This window comes from Agromyces sp. P2_B3 (genome assembly GCF_056404815.1).
In genome coordinates this window covers 73,461-86,582 of the sequence record NZ_JBFUDH010000012.1, presented here as the reverse complement: position 1 = coordinate 86,582, position 13,122 = coordinate 73,461, and the positions used below count along the sequence as shown (strand labels likewise).

General features: G+C 71.4%; 15 protein-coding genes. 9 read left to right on the top strand and 6 right to left on the bottom strand.

Going from position 1 to position 13,122, the window contains the following annotated elements:
- Window positions 1-893, bottom strand: an 893-nt coding sequence (locus AC1DZA_RS15930; protein WP_476773480.1) for a serine/threonine-protein kinase, incomplete at its 3' end; no start/stop codon positions are given.
- Window positions 894-1,066: 173 nt separating this feature from the next.
- Between AC1DZA_RS15930 and AC1DZA_RS15925 the strand changes: the two genes are divergently transcribed.
- From AC1DZA_RS15925 to AC1DZA_RS15910, 4 genes are all read left to right on the top strand, one after another.
- Window positions 1,067-2,278 carry an MFS transporter gene (locus AC1DZA_RS15925; RefSeq protein ID WP_476773479.1) on the top strand — a complete coding sequence of 404 codons (1,212 nt, stop codon included), beginning with the start codon at window positions 1,067-1,069 and terminating at the stop codon, window positions 2,276-2,278.
- 41 nt (window positions 2,279-2,319) lie between these two features.
- Entirely contained in the window at window positions 2,320-2,799 is a 480-nt protein-coding gene (locus AC1DZA_RS15920) for an SRPBCC family protein (protein WP_476773478.1), read from the top strand.
- Complete coding sequence (locus tag AC1DZA_RS15915) at window positions 2,796-3,113, top strand: ArsR/SmtB family transcription factor (protein ID WP_476763530.1); 318 nt, start codon at window positions 2,796-2,798, stop codon at window positions 3,111-3,113. The genes AC1DZA_RS15920 and AC1DZA_RS15915 overlap by 4 nt, the downstream gene beginning before the upstream one ends.
- A 76-nt stretch (window positions 3,114-3,189) precedes the next feature.
- Window positions 3,190-3,447 carry a zinc ribbon domain-containing protein gene (locus AC1DZA_RS15910; RefSeq protein WP_476773477.1) on the top strand — a complete coding sequence of 86 codons (258 nt, stop codon included), beginning with the start codon at window positions 3,190-3,192 and terminating at the stop codon, window positions 3,445-3,447.
- Between the two features lie 41 nt (window positions 3,448-3,488).
- On the opposite strand, the gene AC1DZA_RS15905 is transcribed toward AC1DZA_RS15910, so the two are convergent.
- Together AC1DZA_RS15905 and AC1DZA_RS15900 are read right to left on the bottom strand one after the other, a co-directional pair.
- Window positions 3,489-3,956: a VOC family protein gene (locus AC1DZA_RS15905; protein ID WP_476763529.1), complete on the bottom strand. Its 468-nt coding sequence runs from the start codon at window positions 3,954-3,956 to the stop codon at window positions 3,489-3,491.
- Window positions 3,957-4,072: 116 nt separating this feature from the next.
- On the bottom strand, window positions 4,073-4,666 hold the full coding sequence (locus AC1DZA_RS15900) for a hypothetical protein (protein WP_476773476.1): 594 nt from the start codon (window positions 4,664-4,666) through the stop codon (window positions 4,073-4,075).
- A 75-nt stretch (window positions 4,667-4,741) separates the two neighbouring features.
- Here AC1DZA_RS15900 and AC1DZA_RS15895 point away from each other — a divergent pair, with 75 nt between their 5' ends.
- Complete coding sequence (locus tag AC1DZA_RS15895) at window positions 4,742-5,158, top strand: hypothetical protein (RefSeq protein WP_476773475.1); 417 nt, start codon at window positions 4,742-4,744, stop codon at window positions 5,156-5,158.
- A gap of 1 nt (window position 5,159) precedes the next feature.
- On the opposite strand, the gene ectB is transcribed toward AC1DZA_RS15895, so the two are convergent.
- Window positions 5,160-6,449 carry a diaminobutyrate--2-oxoglutarate transaminase gene (gene ectB, locus AC1DZA_RS15890; protein WP_476773474.1) on the bottom strand — a complete coding sequence of 430 codons (1,290 nt, stop codon included), beginning with the start codon at window positions 6,447-6,449 and terminating at the stop codon, window positions 5,160-5,162.
- 193 nt (window positions 6,450-6,642) lie between these two features.
- Here ectB and AC1DZA_RS15885 point away from each other — a divergent pair, with 193 nt between their 5' ends.
- The 4 genes from AC1DZA_RS15885 (at window position 6,643) to AC1DZA_RS15870 (ending at window position 10,590) form a co-directional block, all read left to right on the top strand.
- The gene (locus AC1DZA_RS15885; protein WP_476773473.1) at window positions 6,643-8,235 is read left to right on the top strand and encodes an ABC-F family ATP-binding cassette domain-containing protein; all 1,593 of its coding nucleotides are present in this window, start codon (window positions 6,643-6,645) and stop codon (window positions 8,233-8,235) included.
- A 349-nt stretch (window positions 8,236-8,584) separates the two neighbouring features.
- Window positions 8,585-9,133 (top strand): dihydrofolate reductase family protein, encoded by a 549-nt coding sequence (locus AC1DZA_RS15880; protein ID WP_476773472.1) that lies wholly within the window; start codon window positions 8,585-8,587, stop codon window positions 9,131-9,133.
- A gap of 2 nt (window positions 9,134-9,135) precedes the next feature.
- Window positions 9,136-9,813 carry a helix-turn-helix domain-containing protein gene (locus tag AC1DZA_RS15875; protein ID WP_476773471.1) on the top strand — a complete coding sequence of 226 codons (678 nt, stop codon included), beginning with the start codon at window positions 9,136-9,138 and terminating at the stop codon, window positions 9,811-9,813.
- Window positions 9,814-9,816: 3 nt separating this feature from the next.
- Window positions 9,817-10,590: an SRPBCC family protein gene (locus tag AC1DZA_RS15870; protein WP_476773470.1), complete on the top strand. Its 774-nt coding sequence runs from the start codon at window positions 9,817-9,819 to the stop codon at window positions 10,588-10,590.
- Window positions 10,591-10,600: 10 nt separating this feature from the next.
- On the opposite strand, the gene AC1DZA_RS15865 is transcribed toward AC1DZA_RS15870, so the two are convergent.
- Both AC1DZA_RS15865 and AC1DZA_RS15860 read right to left on the bottom strand, forming a co-directional pair.
- Window positions 10,601-12,652 carry an amylo-alpha-1,6-glucosidase gene (locus AC1DZA_RS15865; protein ID WP_476773469.1) on the bottom strand — a complete coding sequence of 684 codons (2,052 nt, stop codon included), beginning with the start codon at window positions 12,650-12,652 and terminating at the stop codon, window positions 10,601-10,603.
- Entirely contained in the window at window positions 12,649-13,104 is a 456-nt protein-coding gene (locus AC1DZA_RS15860; protein ID WP_476773468.1) for an SCP2 sterol-binding domain-containing protein, read from the bottom strand. The genes AC1DZA_RS15865 and AC1DZA_RS15860 overlap by 4 nt, the downstream gene beginning before the upstream one ends.
- Between the last annotated feature and the right edge of the window lie 18 nt (window positions 13,105-13,122).

Here is a 13,122-nt window from a genome sequence, read left to right as displayed (position 1 = left end):
GCCGCGCCCGCTCCCGCGGCCGCGCCCGCCACGAACGGCACCGTCGGCAGCTCGGATGCCGCGGCATCCGCTGTGCCCTCGTGCATGGCCGCCAGGCGGGCGGCGACCGTCTTCATGCTCGGCCGGCGCCGCGGGTCGGACGCGAGCATGGTGCGCAGCAGCGGATCGAGGGCGCCCGCCCGCTGCGGGGGAGGGAAGTCCCCGCGGGCGACCCGGTGCAGGAGCGCGAGCGGGTTGCGGTCGGCGCCGAACGGCGGCCGGCCCTCGAGCATCGTGTACATCGAGGATCCGAGCGAGAACACGTCGGACGCGAAGCTCGAGGGCTTGCCCTGCGCCACCTCGGGCGCCAGATAGGCCGGAGTACCGTGCACCATGCCGGTGGCCGTGATGGTGGTGTCGCCGAGGGCGTGCGAGATGCCGAAGTCGCTGATCATCGCCGAGCCGTCCTCGGTGATGAGGATGTTGCCCGGCTTCACGTCGCGGTGCACGATGCGCAGCTTGTGGGCCGCCGCGAGGGCCGACCCGACCTCGGCGCCGATCCGGGCCGTCTCGCGCGGGGTCATGGTGCCGCGCTCCCGGAGCAGGGCCGACAGGGGCGTCGACTCGACGAGCTGCATCACGAGGCACGGCTGGCCCTCGTGTTCGACGACGTCGAACACGGTGACCGCGTGCGGATGGTGCAGCCCGGCCGTGATGCGGGCCTCCCGCATCGCCCGGTCGGTCGCGGCCTCGCGCTCGCGGTCGCTGAGGTCGGGCTGGGTGCGCAGCATCTTGAGCGCGACGTCGCGGTGCAGTCGCTCATCCCAGGCATGCCACACGACGCCCATGCCGCCCGAGCCGATCAGCTTGACCAGCCGGTAGCGGTCGGCGACGAGGGTCGTCGGACTGCTCATTGAGCTCGCTCCTTCGGGTTGGCACGACGCTACGCCGGACGGGCGGTTTGATCACGGGCCTTGCGGCGGTGGCTCCGGTGTGGAAGGAGCGTCACCGAACTGCAACCCGGGGGTTGCAGAGTGGGCCATGTTGTGCAACCCTGAAGTTGCAGACAGTAGAACTGGAGAAGCGAATGCACCCCACTCGAGACAGCAGGACCCGGCCGGGCGCGGTGCTCGGCGTGCTCTTCGCCGGGGCGTTCGTCATGGGCTGCGCCGAGATGCTCGTCGTCGGCATGATCGACCTCATCGCCGCCGATCTCGCCGTCTCGGTGCCGGCGGCCGGCGTACTCGTGACCGCCAATGCGCTCGGGCTCGCGATCGGCGGCCCCCTGCTGACCTTCCTCACCACGCGATTCGATCGCCGCCCCGTGCTGATCGCGGCGACCGCCGTGTTCGTCGTCGCCAACCTGCTTCCGGCCCTCTTCGCCGACTATCCGCTGTTCGTCGCAGCACGCGTCGTCATCGGCGCCGTGCAGGGGCTGTTCATCGCGGCCGCTATGGTGACCGCGACCTCGGTCGTGCCGAAGGAGCGCACCGGCCGCGCGATGGCCGTCATCATCTCGGGCTTCGCCCTGTCGAGCGCGCTCGGGTTGCCGATCGGCACCCTGCTCGGCCAGGCGGTCGGCTGGCGGGCGTCCTTCGCCGCCGTCGTGTCGGCTGGTGCGGTCGTGCTCGTGTTCGCGATCGTCGTGCTGCCGTCGGTGCCCACGCCGCGGGGTCACGGGGCGGTCGGCCAGGCCCGCCACGCCTTCGCGCCGCGCGTGCTGGCCGTGCTCTCGGTGAGCTTCCTCACGTTCGCCGCCATGCTCGCGGCCATCACCTACCTCGTCCCGTTCCTCGATCGGGTGACGGATGTCTCAGGGCCGGTCGTCTCCGCGTTCCTGCTCGTCTACGGGGTCGCCACCGCGGTCGGCTCGTTCGGCGGCGGGCGCTTCGCCGACGCGGACGCGGCTCGCACCCTCGTCGTCGGCGCCATCGGCGTGACGATCTCGCTCGTCGCCCTGCTCGTGTTCGGGGCGAACCCGTGGCTCGCCGCCCTCGCCGTGGCGGGAATCGGGCTCTTCGGCATGGGCACAGGGCCGTCGATCCAGCACCGGGTGGTCGCCCTCGCCGGCCCGGGCGCCCCGCTCGCGTCCTCGCTGCCCGCGTCGGCCGTCAACGCGGGCATCGCGTTCGGCTCGTTCGCGGGCGGCGTGGCGATCAGCGGCGGGGGAGTGGCCCTCGCGGTCGCAGCCGGCATCGGCATCGCCGTCGTCGCGGTGGCGGCCGCCTGGGCGACGAGCTTCCTCACCGCGCCCGTCGCGGCATCCGTGCCCGACCCCGAATCCCTCACGACCCGCTGACTGCGGAACCCCGCAGCGGAAACCCCACGAAAGGAACCATCATGGAGCACATGACCAGCAACCCGGCATCCGTCGTCGACGAGGGCCAGTTCACCGTGCGACGCACGATCCAGATCGCGGCGCCCATCGAGAAGGTGTGGTCGGCGGTCACGCAGCCCGAGCACATCTCGCAGTGGTTCGGCACGGCCGTCATCCACGGCGCCGGCGTCGGCGCGCGTGGAACCCTCACCTTCGAGGGCTACGGCGCGGTGCCGCTGCGCATCGAGGCGTTCGACGCGCCGCGACTCGTGTCGTACCGGTGGGGCAACGACGACGCGAGCGGCGTCATGCCCGACGACGTCGACGAGCACTCCACCGTCTTCACCTTCACCCTCGAGCCCACCGCCGACGGAACGCAGCTCACCGTGGTCGAGACCGGATTCGAGGCCACCTCCGACCCCGCCGCGAACATGGAGAGCCACCGCGGCGGCTGGAACGACGAGCTCGACAAGCTCGTCGCCCTGCTCGAGCGCGGCGCATGACCATGCAGGCGCTGGTCCCCGTGTTCGCCGCACTCGGCGACGAGACCCGGTGGAGCATCCTGGCGGCACTCGGCGAGGGCGACGCGTCGGCGTCGGCCCTCGCCGGGCGCCTGCCCGTCACCCGCCAGGCGATCGCGAAGCACCTCGCCGTGCTGCAGGAGGTCGGCCTGGTCGAGCCGGTGCGGGTCGGGCGCGAGGTGCGCTATCGCGTGATCGGGTCGGAGCTCGCCGCGACCGCGCGACGCCTCGACGCGATCGGCGCCGAGTGGGACCGCCGCCTCGCCGCGATCAAGGAGATCGCCGAGGGGCTCTGAGCACGGTCGCCTTGCGCAGCCGCCACGGCGGCGCAAGCCCGTGGCCGCGGCATCCGGCCGTTCGTACGATCGACGCATGTTCCTGTTCATCGGGGTGTCCCCCCGCGAGCGGCAACTCGCCACGTTGCGCTTCATCTGCGAGTACTGCCGGATGCCGGCGCCGCAGCGGGTCGTCGAGGTCGGCAGCCGGCTGTGGCTGTTCTTCATCCCGACCTTCACGTTCGCGCGTCAGTACGCCGTCGTCTGCTCGAACTGCGGCGGCGCCACCGAGCTCACGCGTGAGCAGGCGCGACACCCGGAGGACTGGGCCGCCGCCAGCCGGCTGCCCGGTTGAGGCGAGGCGCCCGGCCGCCGGCCGGTCGGTCCCCGGCCGGCTCAGGCGTCCTCGAGCTCGGCGATGACGATCTTCTTCTGCCGCATCATCACCTGGATCTGCTCGGGCCGGCGCGTCAGCTCGCCCATGTTCGCGGGGACGACCTGCCAGCTCAGGCCGAACCGGTCCTTGCACCAGCCGCACTGCTCCGACTCGGGGTCGTGCGACAGCTTCGACCAGTAGTCGTCGATCTCGGCCTGGTCGGCGCACGCCACGACGAACGAGATCGACTCGTTGAACCGGAAGACCGGTCCGCCGTCGAGGCAGGTGAACGCCACCCCGTTGAGGGTGAACCGCCCGCTCAGCACCCTGCCGGTCATGCCGGCGAAATGCTCGTCGAGGGACTCGTCGGGATACTCTTCGATGGAGTCGATGCGGGAGTTCGGGAACACGCTGACGTAGTACTCCATCGCCTCGCGGGCCTGGTGGTCGAACCACAGGCACGGCTGGATGGGTGAGAGCTCGGCCATCGGTGACTCCCTTGTTCGGCCCCCCGCTTCGCCGCCAAGGGTACGCGCGTGCCGAAGGCTCGGCGAGGCCCGCGTTCGGGGCGGCGCGCCGCCGAGCCGGCCGCGTGATCGGGGAATCAGGCCGGATCGATCCGCAGCACCGTGGGTGCGTCGCCGATCATGAGGTCGTCGACGACGCGGATGCCGCGGGCGAGCGCGTCGACGTCGCCGATGACGGTGCCGAACCGCTCCCGGTCGCTGCACACGGCCGTCACGCTGACGAGGTGCGGCCCGAGGTCCCAGGTGTAGGTGGCGAACGGCGGGGTGCGTCCGTCGGCGGGCAGCGCCACGGTCACCTTCTCGCCGCGTCCCAGGTACGTCCCTTGGAAGGCCTCCGTGTCCTCGGGCCGCTTCGGCATCGCGGAACGCGCGAGCCGCACCTGCGGTGTCGCCTGCTGCACCTGCGCGACCACGACGACGAGCTCGGGATCGGCCCGCCATACCCACGCGAGCACGCGCCCCGCCGCCCGCCGCATGAGGAACGGCACGGCCTGGCTCATCGCCCAGGCGCTCACGCCGCCGCCGGGCAGCGACGGCGCACCGAGCGCGCCCGTCGCCTGCTGCAGCAGCATGCCGATCGCGACCCGGCGATGCCGGCGGCCCCGGAGCCCGAGGGACTCCGTGATCGGCACCCACCGGGAGCGATCGGCGTCCGCCTGCAACCGGGGCATGCTCCCAGCCTACGAGCGGTCGCCGGCGGCGCGCGATGACCCGGCACGGCGATCGACTGCTCCTACAGTGAAGGGATGGATGCCTGCGCCGCGCTCGCCGAGTCGATCGACCGCCTCGCGGCGCTCGGCCACTCGAACCGGCGATTCCTGAAGGAGCTCGGGCGGGTCGGCGGCGTGCGGCGCGGCCCGCTCTGGCTGACGGATGCCGCGAGCGGCGGGAGCAACCGGCTGCGCGGCCGTGGCTTCCGGTCGTCGCTCGACGACGCGACCGATGGCCAGGCGCGGCACTTCGCCGGCACGGTCGCCGTGGCGACGCGCGTCGGCGGCGGGATGACCCGCTGGCTCTCCACCGTGGTGCTGCGGGACGCGCCCGACACGGCCGACGGGCGCCTCAGCGACGAGGCGATCGAGTTCGTGCGCCTGGTGCGCTCGGGCGAGCTGGCGCAGGCGGATGCCGCGGCCTGGGTGCGTCGCCGCCTCTGCGGCGCGTAGCTCAGCCGGCGGCCAGCACCGCGTCGAGGCTCTCGCGCACGATGGCAAGGCCACGGCCCAGCTCGTCCTCGGTGATCGTGAGCGACGGGAGGAACTTCAGCACCTCGTCGTGGGCGCCCGACGTCTCGATCACGAGGCCGCGCGTGAACGCCTCCTTCGAGATGCGGCCGGCCAGGGTGCGGTCGCCGTCGCAGGCGAGGCCGTACATCAGGCCGCGGCCGCGCACGACGAACGCCTGGGCGGGGTGATCGGCGGCGATGGCCTCGAGCTCGGCGCGCAGCATCCGGGACTTGGCGGCGATGGCGTCGGTGAACGCGGCGTCCGCCCAGTAGGTCTCGAGCGCGACGCGCGCGGAGACGAAGGCGAGGTTGTTGCCGCGGAAGGTGCCGGTGTGCTGGCCGGGCTTCCACACGTCGACCTCGGGGCGCAGGAGCACGAGCGACATGGGCAGTCCCGAGCCCGAGATGGACTTCGAGATCGTCACGATGTCGGGCACGATGCCCGACTCCTCGAACGCGAAGAACGCGCCGGTGCGGCCGACGCCGGCCTGGATCTCGTCGAGGATGAGCAGGATGCCGCGCTCGGCCGTGATCGCGCGCAGGCGCTGCAGCCACGCGGCGCTCGCCACGTTGATACCGCCCTCGCCCTGCACCGCCTCGACGATGACCGCCGCCGGCAGGTCGAGGCCCGAGCCCGGGTCGTCGAGCATCTTCTCGAACAGGTCGAGCGTGTCGACGTCGGCGCCGAGGTAGCCGTCGTAGGGCAGGCGCGCGATGTCGTCGAGCCCGGTGCCCGCAGCGCCGCGGTAGTGGCTGTTGCCCGTCGCGGCGAGCGCGCCGAGGCTGAGGCCGTGGAACGCGTTCGTGAACGCGACCACCGTGGAGCGCCCGGTCGCCTGGCGTGCGACCTTGAGCGCGGCCTCGACGGCGTTGGCGCCGGTCGGCCCCGTGAACTGCAGCTTGTGGTCGAGTCCGCGGGGCGCGAGCACGAGCTGTTCGAACGCCTCGATGAACGCGCGCTTCGCCGAGGTGGCCATGTCGAGCCCGTGGATGATGCCGTCGCGCTCGAGGTACTCGATGAGCGCCCGCGTGAACGCCGGGTTGTTGTGCCCGTAGTTGAGCACGCCGGCGCCCGCGAAGAAGTCGAGGTACTCGCGGCCGTCGGCGTCGACGAGGGTGGAGCCGGTGGCGCGGTCGAACACGGTCGGGAATGCGCGGACGTACCCGCGCACCTCGGACTCGCGACGGTCGAAGACGTCAAGGGCGGTTTCGCTGCTGATGGCGCTGCTCATGGCAGGCGGCTCCTCTCGAGAGGCGACGATGGCGGTGCATCGACCCTACGTCCTCCCGATGGGCGTCCGGTGCATGCCGGTGGGCGTGCGGTCGCCGGCATCCAGCGAGGCAGCGGATGTCGCCCGGTAAAGTTGGCCGTTCGCGTCATCCGCACCCGCACCACACCCCCTCCTCCGAACGCAAGGACCTTCCGTGAGCCTGATCCGCCTGAACGACGTGAGCATGGAGTTCGACGGGCGGCCGGTGCTTCGGGAGGCCTTCCTGAAGCTGCGGGCGGGCGACCGCATCGGCCTCATCGGCAAGAACGGCACGGGCAAGACGACATTCCTCGAGCTCGTGCTCGGGCGGCGCGAGCCCACCAGCGGCACCGTCGACGTGACGCTGGGCACCACGATCGGGTACTTCTCGCAGTTCTCCGAACTCGACGGCGAGCAGTCGACGTACGAGACCCTCAGCGCCCACTTCACGGCGGTGCACGAGACGCAGGCGCGCCTCGACGAGATCGGCCTGCAGCTGGCCGAGCCGATGACGGATGCCGCGATGACGGCGTTGCTCGTCGAGCAGGGCGAGCTGTTCGAGCGCATGGACCACGTCGGCGGCTGGACGTACGAGAACACGATCGACACCGTGCTCACGAGCCTCGGATTCGACGAGGAGCGGCGGCACCTCCCCGTCGACCGGCTGTCTGGCGGGTGGCGCAACCGCGCCGCGCTCGCGCAGATCCTCGTGCAGGCGCCCGACGTGCTGCTGCTCGACGAGCCGACCAACTTCCTCGACCTCTACGGCGTGCGCTGGATCGAGGGCTGGCTCGGCGGCTTCGCGGGCGCCGTGCTCGTGGTCTCCCACGACCGGCAGTTCCTCGACGGCGTCGTCGACCGCATCGTCGAGATCGAGAACCACCGACTTCAGGAATATGAAGGAAACTACTCCGCGTACGTGCACGCCAAGCAGTCGCGGCTGAAGATGCTCGAGCGCCAGTTCGCGCACGAGGAGGAGCTGCTCGCCTACGAGCAGGCCGCCTCCACCGCCCGCCGCGAGGCCGCGCGCAACCCGTCGAACGCGGTCGCGCGCCGGCTCGCCGACATCAAGAAGCGGCAGGCGCCCCGCCCGATCGACCAGATCATCACCTCGATCTACGACGGCCTGCGGGTCAGCAACGACCTGCTCACGGTGACCGGCCTGTCGAAGGGCTTCAACGGCACGCCGCTGTTCGAGGGCCTGTCGTTCGACCTGCAGCGCGGCGACCGCGTTGCGGTGCTCGGCTCGAACGGGTCGGGCAAGTCGACGCTGCTCGACGTGCTCACCGGCGAGACCGAAGCGGATGCCGGCACCGTGCGCTGGGCGAAGGGCGCCCGGTTCGTGTCGTACAACGCGGTGTACGCCGCGCTCGACCTCGACGACACGGTCGGCCACGCGGTCAACGCCTATCCCGACTCGCTGGCGTTCACGGCGACGAAGAAGAGCGTCAACCGATTCCTGGCGATGCTGCAGTTCTCCGAGGCCGACCTGCAGCAGAAGATCGGCACCCTCTCGGGCGGCCAGCGCGCCCGTGTCGCGATCGCCCAGTGCCTGCTCTCGGGGGCGGCGGTGATCGTGCTCGACGAGCCGACGAACCACCTCGACATCACGTCGACCCAGGTGATGGAGCGCGCGCTGACGCACTTCCCGGGCGCCGTCATCGTCGTGTCGCACGACCGCTTCTTCGTCGACAAGCTCGCCGACCGGCTGCTCGTGTTCGACGGCACCCCCCGCGTGCGCGAGACGGCGGCGACCGGCGCGCTCTGACGCGCCCGCTGCGCCCTGCGGATGCGGCCGCGCCGCGGCATCCGTCGGTCGCCGTCGAATTCCCAGGATGAGCGGCGACTGAGCCGCGATCCGGCGGGTACGCGGGCGCTCATCCTGCGAACTCCGCCCGCTGGGTCGCGGCATCCGCTGCACCGCGATTCCGCATGAGAATCCGACCGATGGCCGCCCCACGGCAGCCATCCACCGGATCGTCATGCGTTGGCCGACCTGTACCCACCGACATGAAAACCTTCCTTGACAAATAAACTTGTCGGTAGGATCATTGAAACGTGAGCAGGACTCGGAGACATCCCTTCGGCGCAGGCTCACCCCGACACGGAGGTCGATCATGCGAACGGTGACCCTCGGAATGAACGTGTCCCTCGACGGATACGTCGCCACCGACGACGGAGGGCTCGACTGGGTCTTCCCGAACTTCAGCCCCGAGCTCATGGCGTCGACGCAGCAGCTGCTCGGCGGGCTCGAAACGATGCTCATGGGCCGCAAGAACTACGAGGGCCAGGCCGAGACCTGGGCCAACGCCGAGGGTCCCATCGCCGAGGTGATGAACTCGGTCCACAAGGTCGTCTTCTCCACCACGCTCACGCAGGCCGAGTGGAGCAACTCGACGGTCGCGACGGCCGCCCCCGAGGAGGAGATCCCGCGGCTGAAGTCGCTGCCCGGCGGGCCGATCGGCACGGCGGGTGGCGCGGCATTCGCGCAGTACCTCTCGTCGCACGGGCTCATCGACGAGTATCGCCTCACCGTGCACCCGGTCGTGCTCGGCAGCGGCCTGCCGCTCTTCACGACGCGCATCGCGTTCGACCTGGTCGACTCGGTCGACTACCCGAACGGCGTCGTCGTGCGCACGCTGCGACCCAAGCCCGCCGCAGCGTGACCATGGCCGCCGCGCCCACGTCGCCCACGTCGCCCACAGTGCCCGCGGCACCTGCCGCACCCGTCGAGGTGATCGCCATCGAAGACGCGGATGCCGCGATCGCCTCGCTCGATCCGATCCGCTCGCGGCTCCTCGCCGAGCTGGCCGAGCCCAACTCGGCGACGACCCTCGGCGCCATCCTCGGCCTGCCCCGGCAGAAGGTGAACTACCACCTCCGCACCCTCGAGGAACGAGGACTCATCGAGCTCGTCGAGGAGCGCAAGAAGGGCAACGTCGTCGAGCGCGTGATGCAGGCGACCGCGACGTCATACGTCATCAGCCCCGCCGCGCTCGCGGCCGTGCGGCCCGATCCGTCGCGCTCGCCCGACCGGCTCTCGGCGCGGTGGCTGCTGTCGCTCGCCGCCCGGCTCGTGCAGGACGTCGGGGCACTCATCACCGGGGCCACGCGCGAGCAGAAGACGCTCGCCACGTTCGCCCTCGATGGCGAGATCCGATTCGCCTCGGCATCCGCCCGCGCGGCATTCGCCGAGGAGCTCGCCGGCGTCGCCCTGGCGCTCGTGAGCAAGTACCACGACGAGTCCGCCGCGCGTGGGCGCGACTACCGTCTGGTGGTGGCGCTGCATCCGAGCACCGAGCCGCGCAGCGCAGTGGGAGCCGAACCGACCAGGAAGGACGGCTGACGGATGCCGCACCGCTTCGAAGAGCCCGCCGAGTACGAGTTCGACCTCGCCCCGGAGACCGTGTGGGAGGCGATCGCCACCGGCCCGGGCCTCAGCTCGTGGTTCATGGGCGCGACCGAGGTCGACCGCGAGCAGGGCGTGGTGCGCACGACCATGGGCAGCTACGCCCAGGAGTCCTCGATCGTGGCCGACGAGCCGGGCCGGCGCTTCGCGTTCCGCGGCGCCGAGAGCCCTGACGGCCGGTTCTTCGCGATGGAGTTCCTCGTCGAGGCGCGCACGTCGGGCAGCACAGTGCTGCGCATCATGTCGAGCGGGTTCCTGCCCGGCGACGACTGGGAGGACGAGTACGAGGCGATGCTCGCGGGCGGGCGGATGTACTGCCACACGCTCGTCGAGTACCTCACCCACTTCACGGGCCGCCCGGGAGTCGCCGTGACGGCGTCCGCGCCCTTCGGCGACAACGACCGCCGCTGGGCGGCGATGCTGGCCGACCTCGGCGTCGATCACGGCGTCGGCCGTGACCTCGGCGGCGAGGCATCCGCCCTCGATCTCGCACCCGGCGACGCCGTGACGCTCACGCCATCGGGGCTCTCGTCGATCGACGGCGAGGTCGATTCTGTCACGTGGGAGACCCTGGGCGTCCGCACCGCGGACGGCCTCTACCGCTTCTACCGCGGCCACCATGCGGTGGGCGTCGGCCACCATCTCTTCGCCGAGCCGGATGCCGCGGGCGCGACCCGCCGGTGGCAGGCCTGGCTCGACGCCGTGGCCCTCTGAGGCCACGGGTTCAGGCGTCGCGCCCCACGTCGACGAGCCCGCGCCCGAACGCGTCGAAGCGGCCCCACCGGCCCGGGATGTCGAGCAGCTCGATGCGGCCGATGCCCATGGGCACGGCCGGGTCGACCATGAGGTGCCCGTCCAGGGGCTCCAGGCCGAGCATGGTGCGGAGCAGGAGCAGCGGTGCTCCGGTCGACCACGCCTGGGGGCTGCACGCGGTGGGGTACTGCACCGGATACCGCGTCAGCTCGCGCTCGTAGCCGCCGAACGCCTCGGGCAGCCGGCCCGCGAAGAACTGGGCGGCCTCGAGGATGCCGGCGGCGATGCGCGCGGCCTCGGCCTTGAAGCCGTATCGGCGCAGGCCCCACGCGATGAACGAGTTGTCGAAGGGCCACACCGTGCCGACGTGGTAGCCGATCGGGTTGTACCGCGCCTCGCCCTCCGCGAGCGTGCGCACGCCCCACCCCGAGAACAGCCGCGGCCCGAGCAGGTGCCCGGCGATCGCGGGCGCCTTGTCGTCGTCGACGATGCCGCTCCACAGCAGGTGCCCGATGTTCGACGACAGCACGTCGACCTGCGCGCCGTCGGCGTCGAGCGCGAGCGCGAAGTACTGCCCGTCCTCGACCCAGAAGTCGCGGTTGAAGCGCGACTTCAGCGCAGCGGCATCCGCTTCGAGCTCGTCGGCGAAGTCGGGGTCGTTCCAGAACCGCCGGGCCAGGCGCGCCGCCCGCCGCTTGGCGTCGTAGGCGTAGCCCTGCAGCTCGCAGGTCGCGCGCGGGAATCCGGGCAGCCGGCCGTCGTGGTACGAGATCGAGTCCCAGGAGTCCTTCCAGCACTGGTTCTCGAGGCCGGTCTCGACGTTGCGCCGCTGGTAGGCGATGTAGCCGTTGCCCTGCAGGTCGGCGTAGGTGTCGATCCAGGCGAGCGCGGCGCGCGCCTCCTGCTCGAGGTCGCGCACGAGCTGGGCGTCGCCGGTCCACCGTTCGTACTCGTCGAGGAGCACGACGAAGAGCGGCGTGGCATCCGCGCTGCCGAAGCAGGGGGAGTGCGGGCGCTCCTCGAAGGCGGTCATCTCGCCGTAGCGCATCTCGTGCAGGATGCGACCCGGGTCCTCGTCGCGGAAGTCGTCGACGCGCGTGCCCTGCCACGTGCCGAGCACTCGCAGGGTCGTGGCCGCCAGGTCGGACTCGAAGGGCAGGGTCTGCAGGCTCGTGAGGATGCTGTCGCGGCCGAACATGGTCATGAACCAGGGGAGGCCGGCCGCAGGGAGGCTGCGCGAGCCGGCGATGATCGGCGAGAACCGCAGCGCCGCGAGGTCGACGAGGCTGCGGTGGTACGTCGCGGTGAGCGAGTCGTTGTCGGACACCAGCCGCGGAGCGCGCCCGATCCAGTCGTCGAGGTCCTGCAGCATGTTCCGCAGGGGCGGTGCGCCGCGCGCCGGCCGGGGGACGATCGGCAGCCCGTCGGGTCCGAGCAGGGTCGGCACGACGCGCAGCTCGGTGCTCCACGTGCCGTGCGGTTCGATCCGCACCGTGAAGCTGAGGCCCTGTTCGTCGACCTCCGCCGGCTCGGTCGACGAGATGGTCGTGGTGCGCAGGAACGTGTCGCGCTGGTACGCCAGCACGAGGCGTCCGTCGTCGACCCGCGACCCGGTCGTGCCCTTCTTCTGCAGCGCGTCCTTCACCTCGAACAGGTCGGCGAAGTCGCTGCCCGCGTCGAGGCGCACCGCGAGCTCGACCGCGTGCTCGTCGTGGTTCAGCAGCGTCAGCTGCTCGCGGAATCCGCCCTCGACGACGCGCTGGCGGATGACCGTGAGGTTCGCGTCGACGTACACCGTGCCCGTGCCGGGCACGAGGAAGAACTTCGCCTCGAAGTAGTGCAGGTCGTCCGTCGACAGCGACGTCAGCCGCTCGCCGCCGACGGTGAGCACCCACCGCGAGAGGAACCGCGTGTCGAACGAGAAGAACCCCGTCGGGTCGGTGGGCGACGCCTCGATGTCGCCGCGCCCGTCGCTGACCACGAACGTGTTGCCGTCGAGGATGCGCACGAGATCGTCGGTCATGGCGGTGCTCCTCCGGTTCCGGATGCCTCGCGGCCCGCGATGTCGGCGCTGGCCCGGTCGACCTCGCCCAGGTCGGCGGCCTCAGCGCTCGTCACGCGCGCCGACCGCGCCGTACCCCTCGGGTGCCCCGGGAAGAGCCGCTGCACGAGCACGAGCACCTCGGGGTCGCCCTCGACGATGAGCGCCCCGCGCAGGAACGCCGCCATCGCCCCTGTTCGACCGCCCACGATCTCCTCGAAGAGGTCCTCGCCGAGGATGACCACGCAGTCCGCGGCGACCTCGCCGTCCTCGGTCGTGACGCGCAGGTCGCCGCGGTCGACGTGCAGCAGCCGATGCTCGACGGATGCCCCGTCGCCGATGTCGAACCGCACGGTGGCACGCACCCGCTCCAGCAGGGGCTCATGCCCCCGCCGGCCCAGCTCGTCGAAGAACGCAACGGTCGATGGCTTCATCGGGATCCTCAGGCGTCA

Excerpts from the sequence above, each read along its gene's own strand:
- AC1DZA_RS15865 (WP_476773469.1), bottom strand. The coding sequence starts at position 12,652 with ATGACCGACGATCTCGTGCGCATCCTCGACGGCAACACGTTCGTGGTC.
- ectB (WP_476773474.1), bottom strand. The coding sequence starts at position 6,449 with ATGAGCAGCGCCATCAGCAGCGAAACCGCCCTTGACGTCTTCGACCGT.
- AC1DZA_RS15915 (WP_476763530.1), top strand. The coding sequence starts at position 2,796 with ATGACCATGCAGGCGCTGGTCCCCGTGTTCGCCGCACTCGGCGACGAG.
- AC1DZA_RS15920 (WP_476773478.1), top strand. The coding sequence starts at position 2,320 with ATGGAGCACATGACCAGCAACCCGGCATCCGTCGTCGACGAGGGCCAG.
- AC1DZA_RS15895 (WP_476773475.1), top strand. The coding sequence starts at position 4,742 with ATGGATGCCTGCGCCGCGCTCGCCGAGTCGATCGACCGCCTCGCGGCG.
- AC1DZA_RS15905 (WP_476763529.1), bottom strand. The coding sequence starts at position 3,956 with ATGGCCGAGCTCTCACCCATCCAGCCGTGCCTGTGGTTCGACCACCAG.
- AC1DZA_RS15925 (WP_476773479.1), top strand. The coding sequence starts at position 1,067 with ATGCACCCCACTCGAGACAGCAGGACCCGGCCGGGCGCGGTGCTCGGC.
- AC1DZA_RS15910 (WP_476773477.1), top strand. The coding sequence starts at position 3,190 with ATGTTCCTGTTCATCGGGGTGTCCCCCCGCGAGCGGCAACTCGCCACG.
- AC1DZA_RS15870 (WP_476773470.1), top strand. The coding sequence starts at position 9,817 with ATGCCGCACCGCTTCGAAGAGCCCGCCGAGTACGAGTTCGACCTCGCC.
- AC1DZA_RS15880 (WP_476773472.1), top strand. The coding sequence starts at position 8,585 with ATGCGAACGGTGACCCTCGGAATGAACGTGTCCCTCGACGGATACGTC.
- AC1DZA_RS15860 (WP_476773468.1), bottom strand. The coding sequence starts at position 13,104 with ATGAAGCCATCGACCGTTGCGTTCTTCGACGAGCTGGGCCGGCGGGGG.
- AC1DZA_RS15900 (WP_476773476.1), bottom strand. The coding sequence starts at position 4,666 with ATGCCCCGGTTGCAGGCGGACGCCGATCGCTCCCGGTGGGTGCCGATC.
- AC1DZA_RS15875 (WP_476773471.1), top strand. The coding sequence starts at position 9,136 with ATGGCCGCCGCGCCCACGTCGCCCACGTCGCCCACAGTGCCCGCGGCA.